General features: G+C 69.5%; 14 protein-coding genes and 1 pseudogene. 7 read left to right on the forward strand and 8 right to left on the reverse strand.

Annotated features, from left to right (window positions below):
- Positions 1-64 precede the first annotated feature (64 nt).
- From LUX31_RS17885 to LUX31_RS17900, 4 genes are all read right to left on the reverse strand, one after another.
- Positions 65-1,162 (reverse strand): hypothetical protein, encoded by a 1,098-nt coding sequence (locus tag LUX31_RS17885; RefSeq protein ID WP_235475782.1) that lies wholly within the window; start codon positions 1,160-1,162, stop codon positions 65-67.
- Between the two features lie 203 nt (positions 1,163-1,365).
- Complete coding sequence (locus LUX31_RS17890; protein WP_235475783.1) at positions 1,366-2,028, reverse strand: class I SAM-dependent DNA methyltransferase; 663 nt, start codon at positions 2,026-2,028, stop codon at positions 1,366-1,368.
- An 88-nt stretch (positions 2,029-2,116) separates the two neighbouring features.
- Positions 2,117-2,473, reverse strand: coding sequence for a hypothetical protein (locus tag LUX31_RS17895; protein ID WP_328285669.1), 357 nt, complete (start codon positions 2,471-2,473; stop codon positions 2,117-2,119).
- A gap of 983 nt (positions 2,474-3,456) precedes the next feature.
- Positions 3,457-4,671: a helix-turn-helix domain-containing protein gene (locus LUX31_RS17900; RefSeq protein WP_235479962.1), complete on the reverse strand. Its 1,215-nt coding sequence runs from the start codon at positions 4,669-4,671 to the stop codon at positions 3,457-3,459.
- Between the two features lie 99 nt (positions 4,672-4,770).
- Between LUX31_RS17900 and LUX31_RS17905 the strand changes: the two genes are divergently transcribed.
- Positions 4,771-5,166 carry a GNAT family N-acetyltransferase gene (locus LUX31_RS17905; RefSeq protein WP_235475784.1) on the forward strand — a complete coding sequence of 132 codons (396 nt, stop codon included), beginning with the start codon at positions 4,771-4,773 and terminating at the stop codon, positions 5,164-5,166.
- A 24-nt stretch (positions 5,167-5,190) separates the two neighbouring features.
- On the opposite strand, the gene LUX31_RS17910 is transcribed toward LUX31_RS17905, so the two are convergent.
- Positions 5,191-5,829: a nucleotidyltransferase domain-containing protein gene (locus LUX31_RS17910; protein ID WP_235475785.1), complete on the reverse strand. Its 639-nt coding sequence runs from the start codon at positions 5,827-5,829 to the stop codon at positions 5,191-5,193.
- A gap of 313 nt (positions 5,830-6,142) precedes the next feature.
- Between LUX31_RS17910 and LUX31_RS17915 the strand changes: the two genes are divergently transcribed.
- Positions 6,143-7,459 (forward strand): MFS transporter, encoded by a 1,317-nt coding sequence (locus LUX31_RS17915; RefSeq protein WP_443045975.1) that lies wholly within the window; start codon positions 6,143-6,145, stop codon positions 7,457-7,459.
- 35 nt (positions 7,460-7,494) lie between these two features.
- Here the strand turns inward: LUX31_RS17915 and LUX31_RS17920 are convergent.
- The 3 genes and pseudogenes from LUX31_RS17920 to LUX31_RS17930 all read right to left on the reverse strand — a co-directional run.
- Positions 7,495-7,785 (reverse strand): annotated as a pseudogene (locus LUX31_RS17920) (nitroreductase family protein); the annotation flags it as partial.
- Between the two features lie 33 nt (positions 7,786-7,818).
- Positions 7,819-8,610, reverse strand: a complete 792-nt coding sequence (locus LUX31_RS17925) for an SDR family oxidoreductase (protein ID WP_235475786.1) — start codon at positions 8,608-8,610, stop codon at positions 7,819-7,821.
- Positions 8,611-8,739: 129 nt separating this feature from the next.
- On the reverse strand, positions 8,740-9,510 hold the full coding sequence (locus tag LUX31_RS17930; RefSeq protein WP_235475787.1) for a sugar isomerase domain-containing protein: 771 nt from the start codon (positions 9,508-9,510) through the stop codon (positions 8,740-8,742).
- 234 nt (positions 9,511-9,744) lie between these two features.
- Between LUX31_RS17930 and LUX31_RS17935 the strand changes: the two genes are divergently transcribed.
- The 5 genes from LUX31_RS17935 to LUX31_RS17955 all read left to right on the forward strand — a co-directional run bounded on the left by LUX31_RS17935 (position 9,745) and on the right by LUX31_RS17955 (position 18,328).
- On the forward strand, positions 9,745-10,629 hold the full coding sequence (locus LUX31_RS17935; protein WP_235479964.1) for a MurR/RpiR family transcriptional regulator: 885 nt from the start codon (positions 9,745-9,747) through the stop codon (positions 10,627-10,629).
- Between the two features lie 170 nt (positions 10,630-10,799).
- Positions 10,800-15,068: an NEW3 domain-containing protein gene (locus LUX31_RS17940; protein ID WP_235475788.1), complete on the forward strand. Its 4,269-nt coding sequence runs from the start codon at positions 10,800-10,802 to the stop codon at positions 15,066-15,068.
- Positions 15,065-15,757: a peptidyl-prolyl cis-trans isomerase gene (locus LUX31_RS17945; protein ID WP_235475789.1), complete on the forward strand. Its 693-nt coding sequence runs from the start codon at positions 15,065-15,067 to the stop codon at positions 15,755-15,757. Before LUX31_RS17940 ends, LUX31_RS17945 begins: the two co-directional genes overlap by 4 nt.
- A 151-nt stretch (positions 15,758-15,908) precedes the next feature.
- On the forward strand, positions 15,909-17,282 hold the full coding sequence (locus tag LUX31_RS17950) for an extracellular solute-binding protein (protein ID WP_235475790.1): 1,374 nt from the start codon (positions 15,909-15,911) through the stop codon (positions 17,280-17,282).
- 2 nt (positions 17,283-17,284) lie between these two features.
- On the forward strand, positions 17,285-18,328 hold the full coding sequence (locus LUX31_RS17955) for a carbohydrate ABC transporter permease (RefSeq protein WP_235475791.1): 1,044 nt from the start codon (positions 17,285-17,287) through the stop codon (positions 18,326-18,328).
- Positions 18,329-18,338 lie beyond the last annotated feature (10 nt).

The raw sequence follows: 18,338 nt of genomic DNA on the forward strand, positions 1-18,338 counted from the left end.
ATGCGGGCCCGGTGCCAGCACCCCAATTTCCCGGGGCACTCGCCGAAAAGCCGACAAACGGAACTCAGCGCAGCGACGGATGCGCCTCTTCGCGCACCGTCCACAGCTCCGGATCCATGTTCTGTTTCTGGACGCCGATGAAACCCAGACGTACCCCTGCGGCAAGTGCCAGGATTCCCGCGACCGCGCCAAGTACCAGGCCCACCACATACGATACGGAACCGAGCAGGTAGGGGACCGTGGTGAGGGCCGCGACCGCCGCGATGAGCAGGGTTGCGGTGTGCGCCTCGGGGCGGAACCGGGACGGGTGGGGAAGCGGTTCGGCGGCGAGCCCGCTGTCGGTCTCGCGCACCGGCGCCGCCTCGCCACGCAGCCAGGGTTCCCAGTCCCGTTCTGCCGTCCGGCCCCAGACCACATGGCCGGTGTCGGCGACGAAGGCGGCGGAAACCTGGCGTTGCTTGTCCGTGCCCGCGATGTCCTTCCACCGCTTGGGCCAGCAGAGCCAGCCGGAGTGACCGGACAACTGGGCGGCTGCGTAGGACAGGTGCTTCTCACCGATCGGTATGCGGAAGTTGGCGCCGGCGTCCATAGACCGGAGCCGGATGGCCTTCTGCCCGTCGGAATCACCCTCAGACAACAGGTCTACGTAGTACGAGCTGGTGGTCGTGATGGAGCCGACCCCGGTTCCGGTGGGCCGCCGATAGTCCTCCCTCACCGCCGGGCCGAACCGGACCCGGACCGCGTGCACACTTCCCGAGACGGCGTCCTCCCTGAGCATCCGCTGCGCGGCACCGAGCTGAGTGGTGAGCAGACCGGTGGCGTACAGGGACATCACGACGGCGAAGAGCAGGGTGAGCGCGCAGAACGCACTGCCGACGACCGACCCGCCCGTGCCGAATGCGGCGCGAGCTGCGGCGTACGGGGCCCAGATGGTGAGGTACGCCGCTGCGACATGCCCCCAGTCGCGGCGTATCGCCCGCAGCGTGCTGGGTATCCCGTCCCGGGCCGGAGACGGAGCGAGCCGCTCCACCAGCGGCGCCGCTCGGACAGCCAGCACCCAACCGCCGACAAACAGGGCCGCCAAAGCCAGTGGAACCAGGATGTCCAGCCGTGGGGTGTCCGCGTCGTACCGCACGACCGTCGCACCGAACCCACCGGCCAAGCACACCAGCGCCGCCCCACCCAGAGTGGTGGCAAGTGGAGTAGAACGGTGCCGCATACGGCCCCCCAACCGTGGCGTGAACATGCTGCTGTGATGCAGGGGGAGACTACGTGAAGAGATCAGCCGGTGGAAGAACCGGTCAGACCGTCATCACATCCGCCCACGAACCCTCAGAATTCTGACACATCACGCTGGACGGCCCTCTACGGGGCAACGGCCCGCACGCTCAACGTCCCGATGTGGTCGGGCTTAAGTGCATCGAGAACGACCGCCACCGCTTCCATGAAGCCTGCCGACACGAGAAGGCTCCGCCAGGAAGCGGGGGTGTAGCTGTAGCGGTAGGTGTATCTGGCCGGGCCTGCGAAGCCGCCCTTGTACATGCCCTGCGGCCCGTACGCCCCGGGGATGGCCGGTGGTTGGGAGAACGCGAACACGCCCCCGGGGTTCAGTCGTCGGCGGACCAGGGGGAAGAGCTTCCGGGGGTCGCTGAACCAGGCGGCGCCGAAGACCGAGTACACGGCGTCGTAGGTCTGGGTGTCGCGCTTCAGGAAGTCGAGCACTTCGGCACACACGAACTCGACCCCGAGGGACCCCCAGCGCTGCGTCGTGTTGGCCACCATGACCGGCGACATGTCCACCCCGCGAGCCTTCACGCCCTGCCGTGCGAGGAACGCGAGCGCGCGGCCCGTACCGCAGCCGATCTCCGGCGCGCTCTCGGGTTCGCCGAGCACTTCGGGACCGGGCCCGTGCCCCGCGTACTGAGTCCACCGGAACACCGGCTCGGAGTCGCAGACGTCCTTCCACGTCGACTCGGCGTAGGTGTCCCACACCGCGCGTTCGTCGTCGAAGTCGTGTTGAGCGGCCAACGGGCTTCCTTCGGTGCGTAGTTGAGCGGACTGAGACGAGCGCCCAGCTCCCACGGGGGAGCAGGAACCGGGCACCCTGTCGGGTTGGTCAGTGGCTGTCGGGCACCTTGTCGTCACACGGCCCGCAGTCTGCCGCGTCGACCTGCCACAGCTCGTCGTCGATCTCGAAGCCGTGTTCGCGGATCACGTCGGCCGTGCGCATGACGGTCCCGTCGCGGCGCCGCTCGACGAGCGGAGCGTGGTGCTTGTACGCGCCGCCGCTGTACACCTCACAGAACGCGAAGTAGACGGGCGTGTCCAGGATGATCTGGTGAATGCCGAGGTCGACGGTGTAGCCCGGTCCAATGTCGACGCCGGGGCTCTCCATCGCCGTGACCAGGTAGGCGACGGCTTGGCCAAGGGCGCGCTCCGCGAGGCTGCGTACGGCGACGGTGTCGCGCAGCAACAGCCGTACCTCACGCTCCCACAGGTCGATGCCCTCGGCACCGGGAGCATCGACGATGTCGTCGTCTTCTCGGTGACGTACGGGCGTACCGCGTTCAGCAACTCCCGAGGGTCGCGGTACATCGTGCCGCTCAGAGCTTCTAGTGCGACGGTCATACTGGTTGTGCCCCTTCCTTGTGGGTGGGGTGGAACCCGCCCCGGCAGGCGACCTGTCCAAGGGTTCTCGAACCTGTCGGGGCGGGGGCTCAGAGGTTGCCGGTCGCGGTGGTGCGCGAGCCTCACCATCGGATCGGCTCCGCGTCTCCGCCCGCGCAGGTCGGACACCGAACGCGAAACGTGTACGCGCAACCCGCGCAGCCGTCGAAGCCGCAGCAGTGCGGACACCAGACCTCGCGCCAGCCCGCGCACGCGGCGCAGTAACCCGGTAGCCGGTTCAGGAATTCGACAAGGTTCGGCTTCCCCGGATCGTTGCGGCGGCGACCTGCCCGAGGCTTCGGTGGGTCCGTCATGAATCGGGGTGCGGGTGTGCGCGAAGCTCGGCGTTGCAGCGTGACACGGCGTCGCGCGCGCCCCTTTCGCGAGCGGCTTCCTGTTGGCCCACCAGGGCACCGCACACATCGCACCCCTCGACGCCCACGGGCTCGAGGCCGGGCGTGTGCAGGACCGGGATGCCGAACGAAGTCTTCTGTCCGCTCATGACCCGGCCATACGGCGAAGACCGGCTTCGACTCGGTGTATGAGGGGGCGAGTTGGAGGAGCGAACTCCCGTGGGACGCACTCAGGCACAAGGAGCCAGAAAAGGAGCCAGAAGGTGCCCTTGTGCTCGGAACCGACTAACTCGGCGCGGGCAACCGCCGCGCGCGCTTCAGCCGCGTTGTGTCGACTCTGCCTGATCATCGTTCGCCCCTCAGACTCGCTGGCAGGGGCGATGATTCCGCCGGAGTGCGTGCGACGACAGGGACGCGGTGTCCCCCTTTTGCGGTCTTAGCCGGCCACTCCCAGGAACTCGGCAAGCTTGCGCAGACCCGGTGGACGGTAAGGGCCGGCCCACAGATCCGTCACGATGGCCACGGCCAGCGTGTGGTGTCGCATCCATGCGGGGGCGATCCGGTGAAGCCGTTCGAGTGCCTTCACCGCCCCCTCTGCGTCCCCGAGGTCGGTGTGTGCCCGAGCGACGTCCAGGAGGAGCCACGTACGCCACGAGGGCGGAGTGTCGGCGCTCAGCCGCATCCCCTTGGCCAGGCTCAGGGCCTCGTCGGGGCGACCGTGCTGCACGGCCAGACGGACGCGCTCGATGCGTACCGACGACCGGCTGAAGACGCTCACCATCTTCCCGTCGATGGGTGGGGGCAGCTTCGCCAGTTGCCTGGTCGCGTCTTCGGCCGTCCGCATCATGTCCGAGGCCTTGTCGTAGTCGCCGCTGCGGGCCGCGCTGGTGGCCGCCGACATGACCAGCCCGCCCCACACGCGTACGCCCTCGGCCGTCGAGCTGTTCTCGTGCTCCACGCGATCAGCCGCGTACACGGCGGCGTGTTCGGCGTCTCCCAGCCGGTTCTGGCGTTGGTAGTTCCACGCCACGGAGTTGGTCACCATGGCCCCCAGGAGGGGATCCGAGGAGTCGTCGGCCGCGTTCATGGCCCGTTCGAGGGCGGAGAGGGCGAGATCGGTCTTCCCCAGGCGGATGGCGAGATGGCCGGCCAGCTGAAGGGACTTCCCCAACGCGGCCTGGCCCTCTGCCCGTTGATCGCCGGTACCCACGGCCGCCGCGAACCGTGCATCGTTGACGATGCCCGGCAGAACCTCCATCAGGGCCGCGAACTCGGCATCGTGGTAGAGAGTCCACGCGGCGGCGATCTCCTTGCGGAGAAGGGGAAGTGTCAGCTTCTCGACGCCGGACGGCTCCGGCGGAGGAGCGAACATCGGGGGCATGATCGCGCGACGCAGCGCGACCAGCTGAGGCGGATCGGCCTCCCCGTTCGAGGGCACTCCGGGCGGATCGCCGAGAAGGCTGGTCAGCTCGACCCCGAGGCCCCCCGACAGGGCGTGAAGCGTGGGCAACGACGCGGAGTGCCGTTGCCGTTGTTCCAGTTTCCTCACCGTGTCGACGGACAGGTTCGACTTCTCCGCCAGGCCCTCTTGCGTCAGACCGGCCACACGGCGAAGCCGCTTCAGCCGGTCCCCCAAGTGCTCTGCCATGATTTCGAGAGTACTGCTCTGATTCAAGCCACCGCAGGTGCGTGAACGAGCACGGTCGGTCGTCGTACCCGCCGCACTGAATCATGAAGGTGGTGAGACCGCGTGACGACGAGGTACGAGTGGCGCGGCGACTTCGACAACGCCTCCCTCAACTCCCTTCACGCTGAAGGCTTCGGTGGACCACTCGGCAACATCGACTGGCTTGCCCGGCTGCAACGCCACAGCCTCGGCTGGGTCTGCGCCTGGGACGGCGACTCCCTCATCGGGTTCGTCAACGTCGCCTGGGACGGCGGAGTTCACGCCTTCGTTCTCGATACGGTCGTGGCCCGGCGCTGCCGGTCCCAGGGCATCGGCGCCACTCTCATCGCCACCGCCGCGCAGCACGCCCGTACCGCCAAGTGCGAGTGGTTGCACGTGGACTTCGAGGAGCACCTCCGCTCCTTCTACTTCGATGCCTGCGGTTTCCGGCCGACCGATGCCGGCCTGATCCCCCTGTAACCCGGCCCACCCCCGCCCAGATCCTCATCCCGCCAGCTCCGCCAGCCATGGATGCCCGGGGTGGACGAGCTCCAGCCACTCGCTCAGGGCATCCCGCCGCGGCCGGCCCAGCAGCGGGAGCGCCCCGGCGAAGTCCGCCTGATCCTTGGGCCGTGGCGCCTTGGCCTTGAACAGCAGCACCAACTCCGGTACCAGATACGGGATTCCGTCCGCCGTTCGCTCGATGATCCTGTCGTACGGCAGCCGCAGCCTCTCGTCCCGCCGGCAGATCCATGTCCCGCCCTCGTGCGGCTCGCGGAAGACGTCGAACAGGAACCGCCCGTTCGCCGGATCCCGCAGCCACGTCTGGTGCGTGGCCGCCAGCGCCTCGGCTCCCGCCCCCGGCCAGACCCGCCCCGAACCCACGGCGTCAAACACGCACTCGGGGAAGCGGCGCCGGATCTCCGGGAACCCCGCCGCAGGCACCGCGATCTCCAGGTCGCCGTGCGGCCGCGACTGTTGCCCGCGGAACAGATCCAGCGCCCACCCCGCCGCGACACACCAGGGCGCACCGACCCCACCCAACCGCTCCGCGACTTGTTCCGGACGCCAGGCGTCCGCCCAGCGGGCCGCCAGTTCGTCCGCATCGAGCACAGTGCCGCCAGGTGGCAGGGGGCGGGTCATCGGCACAACCTAGTGCCGCGGCCTGACGCGGGGGCGGCCTTTCGCAGGCACCCGGAGCCAGCCCGCCACCGTCCTCAATCACCTTTCGCGCCAGGCCGCCGAGGGCTAGTGTCCAGGTGCAGCGAGTGGCCCACGAGGAGTGAAGACATGCCCGGTCGTCCGAGCGCGCGTTGACGTTGTTGGCCGAGATCGGCCCGTCATCGCGTGCTGCCCTTGATGTTGCGGCACAGCGAGCCCTCCCCGCCTGAACCGTAGGCGCGCCTTACGTGCGCCGGGTGGCGGAGCCTTGTCGTCGGCGACCAAGGGATCCCCCGTGCCGTCCCCTTCCTCTGCTTCCTCTGCTTCCCCTGCCGAATCCGGATCCAGGCGGCCCGCCCCGCCGGCCCTGTGGCGGGACGGCGACTTCCGCAGCCTCTGGGTGGGGCAGACAGCCTCCCAACTCGGCGAACACGCATGCCTGGTGGTTCTACCGCTCTTCGCCGTCCTGACACTCGACGCCGGTGCCGACCAGTTGGGCGTTCTCCGCGCGGTGGGGCAGGCACCGATCCTGTTGCTCTCGCTCTTCGCCGGTGCGTGGGTGGACAGGTGGCGGGTCCGTACGGTCATGGTGCTCGCGGACCTCGGCCGGACCCTGGCACTGGGCGCCGCCGCCGTGGCCGCCCTCTTCGGCCGGCTCAGCCTGTCGACGCTGTTCGTGGTCGTCTTCGCCGTGGGAGCGCTGTCCGTGTTCTTCGACGTGGCCTACCAGACGTCTCTCGTCAGGCTGGTGAAACGCGATCAGCTGGTGCGGGGCAACAGCGCGCTCGAGGGCAGCCGCTCCGCAGCCCAGATCGGCGGTCCCGCCCTCGGCGGTGCGTTGGTGTCACTCCTGTCGGCGCCGATCGCCGCCGCCTCCAGCGCGCTGCTCTTCGCGCTGTCATCCCTGTCGATCCGACGGATCCGCCGGATCGAATCGATTCCAGAACACTCGGAACGTCCCCCGCAGGTCTGGCGGCGGATCCATGAGGGCCTCCGTTTCGTCGTCGGCGACACCTCGCTGCGGACCGTGTGTCTCGCCTCGGCCGCCTTCCAGTTCTCCTTCGCGGCCATGATGACCGTCTACCTGCTCTTCCTGCCACGGGAACTGCACCTGTCGGGCACCACCATCGGACTGGCGCTCGCGGCAACGGGGCCCGGCGCGTTCCTCGGCTCGGTGTTGGCCGCGCGTCTGCCGAGCCGGTTCGGTTACGGTGCCGTGCTCGTGGCCGCGGCGGCACTGGGCGACGGCGCGTTCCTGTGGGTGCCCGCGTTGCACGGCTCGTCGGCGGTGACGGTTTCCGCGCTCCTGGCCGTCAGCTTCGTGTTCGGGACCGGCGGCCAGTTGGTGAACGTCACGGTCATGGCCGTCCGGCAGGCCGTCACTCCGGACGGGATGCAGGGCCGCGCTGCGGCGACGATCACGTGCGTCGGCATGGGGCTGACTCCGCTCGGCTCCCTGCTGGGCGGACTGCTCTCGGAGGCGTGGGGGCTGCGCACCAGCCTCCTGGTGACGGCCGCGGCCATGATGCTGTCCCCGGTGGTGATGGCCCTGTCCCCGCTCGCACGCCTGGGGCGGGCGCTTCCGGCCTCGAAGGATTCGGAGTTCACCTGACTCCCGAAGCCGCCTCAGCGGTGAGGTACACAGCAGGCGGGCGCGGCGGAAAACCGGTCCAGATACGGCGAGTCCAGTTCGGCCGGGTACATCGGATACTCCCGGTCATCACCCGGGTCTCCCGCCAGTGCCCTGGCCGTGGTGCGCCCTTTCAGTCTGTCCAGGGGCCCGCCGGTCACGACGTACACATGCCACGGCTGGAGGTTCCCACTCGACGGAGCCCGCGTCGCCGCGCTCAGCACTCGTTCGAGTATCTCCTTGGACACCGGCTCATCGCTGAACGCCCGCACAGCCCGGCGACTGTCCACGGCCTCATACACGTCCACGTCCTCGCGTCCTCCCACTCGACCGGGCCAGGCCTACCCAAACCCCCCATTACTCATCAACAACTGCCCATTGACCCACTCCCCCTCCCCGGAGCACAGGAAGTCGACAAGGCGTGCCGTGTCCTTCGGAGTGCCCAGGCGGCCCCGTGGGGTGTGGCGGATGGCGTTCATCCTGCCCTCCTCCGTCATCCAACCCGTGTCCACCGGGCCGGGGTTGATGACGTTCGCCGTCACGCCCAGGTGGGAGAGTTCGTGGGCCGCCGCCAAGGTGATGCGGTCCAGGGCCCCCTTGCTCGCCCCGTACGGCAGGTTGCCCACCGTGTGGTCGCTGGTGAGGGCGATGATCCGGCCCGTTCCCGGGGGCGCCGTGAAGCGGCGGCCGAACTCCCGGATCAGCAGCCAGGTCGCGCGGGCGTTGACGGCGAAGTGGCGGTCGAAGCTCTCTACGGTCGTGTCGAGCAGGCCCGAGTCGACCGACTCGCAGTGGCACATCACCAGTGCCGTGACCCCGGCACCGCCGCCGCCCATTCCGCGCTCGACCTCGTCGAAGATCTGCGCCGGAGCCGAAGGGTCCGCGAGGTCCGCCTCTATCGCCGTGCTCGCGGCGCCGAGCGCGGTCAGCGACGCGGTGATCTCCTCCGTCGCGCCCGGCTCGGTGCCCCAGGACATGCGTGCGTCGTACGGGGTCCAGTAGGTGAAGGCGATGTCCCAGCCCGACTCCGCCAGCCGACGGGTGATCCCGGCACCGATACCCACAGTGCGGCCCACCCCGGTGACCAGGGCCAGCGGACGGGCAGGGCGGGCTTCTTCTGCAGGTGTCGTCACGGTCCGGGATCGTCCATGACCGGCGTCGGCTCAGCAACTGCTTTTCCTGCAGCCGAAGTCGAAGATCAAGTCGGACGGGGACCGGGAGATGCCCCGTCCCCAGGTCTCCTCAGCTCAGCTCAGTCCAACTCAGCTAGCCGGCCGCCGAATCCTGCCCCCGTAATGCCGCTCCAGCCCCAAGTTCCCCTCGAACCCCCCAGGTACGTTCGCCGACACGTACACCGGCGGCCGCACCCCCGCCCCGATCAGCACCGCCGCCGTCTCCGCGACCGTCATCTGGACCAGCATCACGCCGGTCAGCGTGGACAGTGCGCATACGGCGCCCCCGCCCGGGAGCTCCAGCAGCGCGTCGCCCGTCGGGGCCGCGTTGTCCAGGACCACGTCCGCGATGTCCGCCAGCTTCTTGCCGCTGCTGTGGCCCGCCGGGACCGTCCGTGTGTGGGTGAGGGACGTGATCGCGAGGATCTTGTGGCCGCGTTCCTTCGCGCGCAGGGCCATCTCGACGATGACGTTGTTGACGCCCGAGTTGGAGATGATCACGAACAGGTCGGACGGCTGCGGGGCGGCCAGGTCGTACAGTCGCTCGGCGATGCCCGGCTTGCGTTCCAGCAGGGGGTCGTCGAGGGCGCTCGGGTCGTCGCCTCCGTACAGGACGAGGTCGGCCATCGACAGACGGTTGGTGGGGACGAGGCCGCCCGCTCTGCCCGCCAGTTCCAGGACCAGGGCCTGGGAGTGGCCCGTACCGAAGGCCTGGATCACGCCGTCCGCGCGGATGCAGTCCGCGATCAGTTCGGCGGCGCGGGCCACCGACTCCCGGACCGGTTCCGACCCGGTGATGCGGTCGAGCACGGCCCGGCTCTCACGCACGAAGCCCTGGGCACTGACGGACTCGACGGACACTCGACACTCCCCACCGGTGGATGAAACCACCCGCTCTAGCTCTATCGGTGAATCAATAAATCACAGTGTACGGGCCGCGAGCAACGGTCGGAGACCCAGGACCGCCACAGGCAGCCTTCCTGGTCCTGGAATTCAAACTGCCCAATAGACGGTGGCTGATACATTCGTCGTCACTACCAGTACAGCACCGAGGAGATCGGGTACCCCATGGAACGGACCGGCTCCGGCAACGGGATGCCCCCGACCGACGTCACCACCCTCATCCGTACGGAACTGCCTCGCCTCGCCGGCTCCCTCCGGAAGGTGGGTGAGCTGATCCTCGAGGATCCCGCCGCCGTCACCCACTGCTCGGCCGCCGAGCTGGGCCGCCGTACCGGCACCTCCCAGGCCACGGTCACCCGGTTCTGCCGTGCCATCGGCCTCGACTCCTACCAGCATCTGCTCATCGAGCTGGCCCAGGAGCGCGGGCGCGGCGAGGTCTCCGACTGGGGCACCGCCGAGATCGGGCCCGACATCTCCCCTGATGACAGCCTTGAGCGGGTCGTCCAGGTCGTCGGCAGCGCCGATCTGCGGGCCATCCAGCAGACCATCGACCGGATGGACCTCGACTCCATCGAGCGTGCCGGGCAGGCAGTCGCCCGCGCCCGGCGCATCGACGTGTACGGCGTCGGCGGCAGCGGCGCGGTCGCCCAGGAGACCGAGACGCGGCTCTTCCGCATCGGCTGCCAGGTGCGCGGCTGGACCGAGGTGCACGCGGCCCTGACCTCGGCCGCCCTCCTCACCCCCGCCGACGTCGCCATCGGCATCTCGCACTCCGGCTCCACCCGCGAGGCCATCGAGCCCTTCGAACTGGCCAAGCAGCGCGGCGCCACCACCGTCGCCATCACCGCCGACCCGAAGTCCCCGCTGGCCCGCGCCGCCGACGTACGGCTGATCTCGTCCTCCTCCGAGACCAGCTTCCGCACCGAGAGCATCGGCGCCCGGCACTCGGTACTCGTCCTCATCGACTGCCTGTACGTCCGGGTCGCCCAGCTCTCCTACCAGCGCGCCAGCGCCTCCCTCGCCCTCACCGACCACATCGCCAGGGAGCACGCGGTGAAGTCCCGCCGCACTCGCTGAGCACCACTACAGCCGACCGCAGCCGCCTCGGGATGACTCATCCGGAGGCGGCTTTTGCATGGATGAACCACCAAGGAAACTTGAAGATGGTTGTTTGAACCATCCGAACGGTGCCACGATGGGGCCCCGCCATATCGATCTGTTTCCCTCGTAGGCCTCGTAGGAGACCCATGCGCGTCACCTCAGTCGAGTCGACCGAGCTGTTCGTCGGCAGCGCCGAGCACCCGCGTCAGGTGGTGACCGCCGAGATCGGCCACACCGCCGGCCGTACGGTCCGCCTCACCGCCGACGGCCCCGGCGTCCGCTCCGACGGGGACATCCGCTCGACCGTCGGTGACGACGGCACCCTCCGCGTCGAGATACCCGTGCTCTGCGACCTGCCTCCCGGCGAGCGCACCCACGTCACGGTCACCGCCGAGGACACCGAGGACCCCGAGCAGCAGGCATCCCTCACCGGCGCCCTCCTCGTCGCCGAGCCCGGCTGGACGATGTTCATGGTCAGCCACTTCCACTACGACCCGGTCTGGTGGAACACCCAGGCCGCCTACACCGAGACCTGGGACGTCGCCGACGACCCGGCCACCTCCGGTCTCCCCGCCCGTACCTTCGACTCCCGCGGCCAGTCCGGGATGAGCCTCGTCCGCGCGCACATCGATCTCGCGCGGCGCGACCCGGCGTACACCTTCGTGCTCGCCGAGGTCGACTACCTGAAGCCCTACTGGGACGCGTTCCCCGAAGAGCGCGCCTTTCTGCGGCAGTTGCTGCGCACCGGGCGCGTCGAGATCATGGGCGGCACGTACAACGAGCCGAACACGAACCTCACCGGCGCCGAGGCGACCGTACGCAACGCCCTCTACGGCGACGGCTTCCAGCGCGGAATCCTCGGCGCCGACCCGCACACCGCCTGGCAGCTCGACGCCTTCGGCCACGATCCTCAGTTCCCGGGCCTGATGGCCGACGCGGGGCTGTCGTCCAGCTCCTGGGCTCGTGGGCCCTTCCACCAGTGGGGGCCCACCCTGAACGTCTTCGGCGAGCCGCCCCGCGACCCCCAACGGATGCAGTTCCAGGCCGAGTTCGACTGGATCGCCCCCTCCGGACGCGGGCTGCTGACCGCGTACATGGTCAATCACTACGGCGCCGGCTGGGCCATCGACAACGCGCCCACGCTCCCGGAGGCGGAAGCCGCCGCCCTCAAGCTCTTCACCGGGCTGAAGAAGGTCGCCCTCACGCGCAATGTGCTGCTCCCCGTCGGCGGCGACTACGCGCCGCCCTGCCGCTGGGTCATGGGCATCCACCGCGACTGGAACGAGCGGTACGTCTGGCCGCGCTTCGTCTCCGCGATCCCCCGCGACTTCTTCGCCGCCGTACGCGCCGAACTCGACGCCGAGGGACGCAAGGCGTCGCCGCAGACCCGGGACATGAACCCGATCTACACCGGCAAGGACGTCTCGTACATCGACACCAAGCAGGCCCAGCGGTACGGCGAGACACTCCTCGCCGACGCCGAGGCCTGGGCGACACTCGCCTCCCTCGTCGCCCAACACCCCTATCCGGACGCGGCGTTGGACAAGGCCTGGCGGCAGCTCGTCTACGGCGCCCACCACGACGCGATCACCGGCTCCGAGTCCGACCAGGTCTACATCGACCTGCTGACGGGCTGGCGCGAGCTGTACGACCTCGCCGAGTCCGTGCACGCAGACGCCACCCAGGCCCTCGCCGACCGCGTCACCCCGCTGCCCGGCGGCGGCCCCGACCTCGTCGTCCTCAACTCCGCGACCTGGCAACGCCGGGACACCCTCACCACCGACCTCCCCAACGGACTCATACCGGTCGACGAGACAACAGGCCTGCCGCTTCCGGCAGTTCGGGAGGCGGACGGTCAACTGCGGGTGGTGGTACCGGAGGTGCCGGGGCTGGGCCTCAAGGCACTCCCCCTCGCCGAGGGAACGGTCGCCGACTGGACCCCCGGGGAGGGTCTGGTCATCCGCAACGAGTTCTACGAGGTGACGGTCGATCCCGAGCGCGGCGGTGGGGTCAGCAGCCTGCGCCAACTCACGGACAGCGGACGGGAGTTGCTCCGCGCCGGTGACATCGGCAACGAGTTGGTCGTGCAGGAGGAGTATTCGAGACACCCGCGCTTCGGCGAGGGGCCCTGGCACCTCACGCCGACCGGCACGACGGCCGCCCGCAGCGGAGACGTGACGGCTTCGGTGAAGGTGGAGCACTCGGCGGCGGGGTCACGCATCACGGTCACCGCACCCCTCGGCGAACTCCTCACCTACACCCAGCAGTTGACCCTGTGGAAGGAGGTCGACCGGCTGGACCTCACGACAACCATCGACGGGTACGACGGCTCCGACCGCCTCATCCGGATCCGCTGGCCGTCGAACGTCCAGGGCGGGCTGCCCGTGCACGAGGTGGCCGACGCGGTCATCGGGCGCGGGTTCGGGTTCGTCGAGGTGGACAGCAAGGAGTTCCCCTGGACGCTCGACAACCCGGCCAACAACTGGTTCGGGCTGGGAAGCACCGCCCGGGTGGCGGTGCACAGTGACTCCGGCGCGCTGCTCGGCCAACGGGCCATCGGTGTCGCCGAGTTGATCTATCCGTCCTGGACCGAGGCGGGCGAACTCGGTGCCGAACTCGCCGCCGCGCTCGTACGCGTGGGCGTCACGGCCACCTCGACGATCGCGGGCGGCCAGCGCTACGGCGACCTCGAAGTCGACTCCAACCTCCCCGACATCCGGATCGCCGTCGGCGCTCCCGAACGCAACTCCGTGGTCGCCGAGGCCCTCGCCATGGACCCGGCCGCCGGACGCGAACTCCGGCGCCAGCTGGCCGAGTCGGGCATCGCGTCGGTGTGGGTCGCACCGCGTGCGGGGCTGCGCGAGGAATGGATACCGGGGGCCGACCTCCGCGACCTGGAACGGCTGCCGCTGCTCGTGGTGGCGGGCACTGGCCCGGAGGACGACGCCAAGGCGGTGGACGCGCTGATCGCCGACCTCGGCGACGCCGTCGTGCAGGCCACGGCGGCGGGTGGCGGCGAGGCACTGCCGCCGGGCGACACCTGGGACGGCACCGGCTTCGCCGTCCTCAACCGGGGCACGCCCGGCTGCGTGGTCACCCCGTCCGGCGACCTCTACATGTCCCTGATGCGCTCCTGCACCGGCTGGCCGTCGGGCATCTGGGTCGACCCGCCGCGCCGTACGACCCCCGACGGTTCGGGCTTCCAGCTCCAACGCTGGTCGCACACCTTCGAGTACGCGGTGCTGGGCGGCACGGGCGACTGGCGCGAGCTGCGCCTGCCGCGGGCGGGACACGCGTACAACCACCCGCTACGGGCACGGCTGCGGGAGCAACCACCGGAGGACGGCAGCGGCCTGCCGCGCACCACCACCCTGCTGAGCCTCGAACCCGCCGGCGAGGTGCTGCTCGACGCGCTCAAGCCGGCCGGTTCGCCGCTGGCACGCGGGAGCGTGGCGCCCGCCGACCCCGGGCGCGGTGTCGTCGTACGGATGCACGAGGTCAACGGCCGGTCGACGGCGGCGCGGATACGCGGCCCGCTGCCGTGGACGGACGGCGCCCGTACGGACGTACTGGAGCGGCCCGGAGAGCCGCTACCCCTTGCCCCGGACGGCGGTCTCAGCACCCACCTGACCGGCTTCGAGGTAGCGACGGTACTCGCAACTCCCGCTGGGGAGGCGGCCGTTGACCCGGGTGCCGGTGTCGACGCGTACGAGCCCGCGCAGCCCGTCCACACCCGCTACTGGCTGCACAACTCCGGCCCGGCGCCACGCGGCAACCTGCCCGTGGCCGTGTACCTCTCCCCGACCACCCTCACCGCCTCGGGGCCGGTCACGGCGACGGTCCGGATCAGCTCCGAGCTGACGGACTCCCCGGTCTCCGGCACGCTGTCCCTCGGCGTCCCACCCGGCTGGTCCGCCGAACCGGCCGAACTGCCGTACGCCCTCGGCCCCGCCGGCTTCACCCTCACCGAGGTCACGGTGACCCCACCCCCGGACGCGCGACCGGGCCGCCACTGGCTCACCGCACGCCTGCCGTACGGCGGCCAGGTCTACGAGGACGCCGTGGCCCTGGATGTGCCGGGCGGCGGGCTCGTCGGCCCAACTCTGGTGACAGCGCTGGGGGTTGACCGGGTCGTCGTGCGGCGCGGAGAGCGCGTACGAGTCCCGGTGAGCCTGCACAACACCACCCTCGGGGAGATCAACGGCACCTTGTGGGCCGTGTCCTCGTGGGGGACCTGGGCGGGGGTCGGTCCCGGGGTCCAGGGGTTCGCCGTACCGGCCGGGGAGTCGGTGGAGTACGGGATCGAGGTGAACGGCGGGGCCCTGCAACCGGGTTCGTACTGGCTGATGGCGAAGGTCGGCTGGCACGGCTGCGTCGCGTACACGGAGGCAGTGGTCCTGGAGGTGACCCCGTGAACCAACACGAGGACGCCTGCGCCGTCGTAGGCGGCGAGCCGATACCCCGGGAGGAGGTGGAGGCGGTCCTGGCAGCAGTGCCGGTGCGGGATGGCGGGGGCCGCGGTGACGCGCCCCTGAAGGGGCGCGGGGAACTGCGCGACCAGCCCCCACCACCCGGCAGCCGAAACACAACCCCCTCCGCGGAGCGACAACGCCGCCGCTGGGCAACACAGGTGGTCGTGGCGGACGTACTGGCAAGACGGGCATGCGAGGACCGAGGCCTCAAACCTCCGGAAGCGCTCACCCGTCAGCTGCCCGCCGTACCGCAGGCCGACGTAGCCGGCCTAGGAAGCATCGTCGCCGTGACCCTCGCCTACTCCCCCGCAGCCCGAACCCTCCTCACCCACCTCGAATCCCGCCAGCACATCCCCGAGGCAGCCGTACGCGAGTACTACGACCGCAACAGGGACCGTTTCCTCACAGCCGACGCGCTACGCGCCGGCACAGACCCCTTCGGCGCCGCGACAGACGCGGACTTCCTCCCGTACGAGCACGTAAAGGCAGGCATCGAGGCCGAGTTGAGGCAGGCCGCAGGCCGGCGTGCCTTCTTCTCGTGGCTCGATCTGGCGCGCGCGGACGTGGTGTACGCACCCGGCCACGAGCACCCCGGAGACCCGTCCCACCCGGACCACGAACACCGCCACTGAAGCGGCGCGCACCCGTTCCGGAACACAAAAGCAACACGGCACCCCATTGACCTCCGATGAATTCTGGTCCACCTTTTCATCAATCGGAGTCAAAGTTGGTGAATTGAACCAGCATCCAGGACATCCAGGATGCTCCAGGAGGGCAGCAGCAATGCGCGCAAGAAGACTGACCGGATCCCTGTCCTGTCTCGTCGTACTGACGTTGACGGCCGCCGGATGCGGCCTCTCCGGAGGCTCCGACGACGGCGGCGCCACCGCCGGTGCCTGCAAGGTCGACAAGGGCAACGTCGGGTCGGGGAAGCTGACCGGGGACGTCAAGGGCACGATCACCTTCCAGACCACCAACCTGAAGAAAGACTTCAGCGACTTCTTCAACGGCGTGATCGCCGACTTCGAGAAGGCCAACCCCGGCACCAAGGTCAAGTGGATCGACGACCCCGGCGACAACACCTTCACCAGCCGGACCGTCGCCGACGCCCAGGCCTGCACGATGGCCGACGTCATCAACGTCAACGCGCCGACGGCGACCGCCCTCACCAAGGCCGGCTACCTGCTCGACATCGGCACCAAGGACCCGGCCGCCTCCAAGCCCTTCGTCCCGTCGTTCTGGAAGACCGCCACCTTCGCGGACGCCTCGGGCAAGTCGATCCACACCACGCTGCCCTGGTACACCGGCGGCGTCCTGCTGACGTACAACAAGGACCTGCTGGCGAAGGCCGGCATCGACCCGGCCAAGCCTCCGACGAGCATCTTCGGGCTCTTCGCCGACTACGAGAAGGTCGCCAAGGCCGCCGACGGCAAGTACTTCGCGACGATGGCCAACCCGATCTGGCGCATCCCCTCCGACTTCGACCAGATGGGCATCAAGACCCTCTCCACCGACGGCAAGTCCGCCGTCTTCGGCGACGACCCGCGCACCACCCAGTGGGTGGAGTGGATGGCGAAGCTGTACAAGGAGGGCGCGATGCCGAAGGACTCGCTGTCCTCCAGCAACGACCCGTCCACGCTCTACAGCCAGGGCAAGGTGGCCTACGGTTCGACGAACCCGAGCTTCGTGCGGTTCGTGAAGCAGAACAGCCCGTCGGTCTACGCCAAGACGGCCGTCGGCCAGCAGCCCTACGACGCCCTCGGCGTCGCCTCCGCCGGCGCCCCGCAGTTCATCTCGGTCGCCGCGACCAGCAAGCACGCCCCGGTGGCGCTCGCGTTCGCGGAGTTCCTCACCAACGCCGAGAACCAGACGGCCTGGTGCAAGGACCCGGCCGTGGTGATCTTCCCGACCACCACCGAGTCGCTGAACGACCCGTTCTTCCAGAACGTCACCGGCACCGACCCGTTCTCCCAGGCCCGCAAGCTCGTCGCCGACCAGCTCAAGACGGCCTCCACCAACCAGACCAGCCTCTCCCCGGCCGTGCAGAACGCCATCGTGTCCCAGGTGCAGCTGGCCATGCAGGGCAAGAAGAGCGCGGCGGACGCCGTGAAGGACGCCCAGGAGAAGTCGAACGAGCTGCTGAAGCAGGGCAGTTGACGGTGACGGCACAGATCACGAACCCGGCGTCCGGCGTGGAGGCCCTGGCCTCCACGCCGGCCCCGGCCCCGGCCCCGGCCCCGGCCCCGTCCCCTCCTCCTTCCCGCCTCCGCCGACTCGCCAGGGCCGCGCTGCCCGGTCCCGCTCCCGGGGCCAACGGGGCGGCCATGTACCGCCGTTGGTGGCTGCCGTGGCTGTGGACCGCCCCCGCGATCGTGTGCGCGGTGGTCTTCGGGGTGTTCCCGTTCCTCAACACGGTCCTGCTGTCGTTCACCAACGCCAAGCCGCTGGGCGGTGCCGCGAGTTTCGTCGGACTCGACAACTACACACGGATGTTCCAGGACGACGACTTCTGGCTCGCGACCCGCAACAGCATCCTGTACGCGGTGATCGTCGTGCCGCTGATGGTGCTGCTGCCGCTGATGCTGGCCGTCCTGGTGGAGAAGAACCTGCCCGGCATCGGCTTCTTCCGATCGGCGTTCTACACACCGGTGTTGGCCTCCAGCGTGGTCGTGGGCCTGAGCTGGCAGTGGCTGCTCGCGGACGACGGCCTGGTCAACACCTGGCTGGAGAAAGCCCACTTGATCAGGTCGGCGATCCCCTTCCTCTCCGACTCGTGGCTGATCCTGCTCTCCGCGATGGGCCTGACCCTGTGGAAGGGCCTCGGCTGGTACATGGTCTTCTACCTGGCCGCCCTCGGGAACGTGCCCAAGGAACTGCACGAGGCCGCGCAGATGGACGGCGCCGGCGCGATCCGCCGCTTCTGGAACATCACGATCCCCGGCGTCCGGACGGCCATGATGCTCGTAGGCACCCTGACGGGCATCGGATCACTCCGGGTGTTCACCGAGATCTACATGCTCGGCAGCTCCACCGGCGGCCCCGGCGGCGCCGACCGCACCCTGCCGTTCTACATCCGGGACGTCGGCCTGGACCCGATCACCGGCAACGCGGGATACGGCTCGGCCGTCAGCGTGGCCCTGTTCGCGCTGACGCTGGGGCTGACCCTGCTGGCACAGCGTCTGACGAAGGAGGACGAGTCGTGAGCACGGCCGC

Origin of the sequence: Streptomyces sp. GQFP (assembly GCF_021545335.1) — a bacterium.
Lineage (GTDB): Bacteria > Actinomycetota > Actinomycetes > Streptomycetales > Streptomycetaceae > Streptomyces.

What these genes read in the sequence shown, in the direction of transcription:
- LUX31_RS17910 (WP_235475785.1), bottom strand. Translation starts at nt 5,829, where the DNA reads ATGACCCGCCCCCTGCCACCTGGCGGCACTGTGCTCGATGCGGACGAA.
- LUX31_RS17935 (WP_235479964.1), top strand. Translation starts at nt 9,745, where the DNA reads ATGCCCCCGACCGACGTCACCACCCTCATCCGTACGGAACTGCCTCGC.
- LUX31_RS17940 (WP_235475788.1), top strand. Translation starts at nt 10,800, where the DNA reads ATGCGCGTCACCTCAGTCGAGTCGACCGAGCTGTTCGTCGGCAGCGCC.
- LUX31_RS17950 (WP_235475790.1), top strand. Translation starts at nt 15,909, where the DNA reads ATGCGCGCAAGAAGACTGACCGGATCCCTGTCCTGTCTCGTCGTACTG.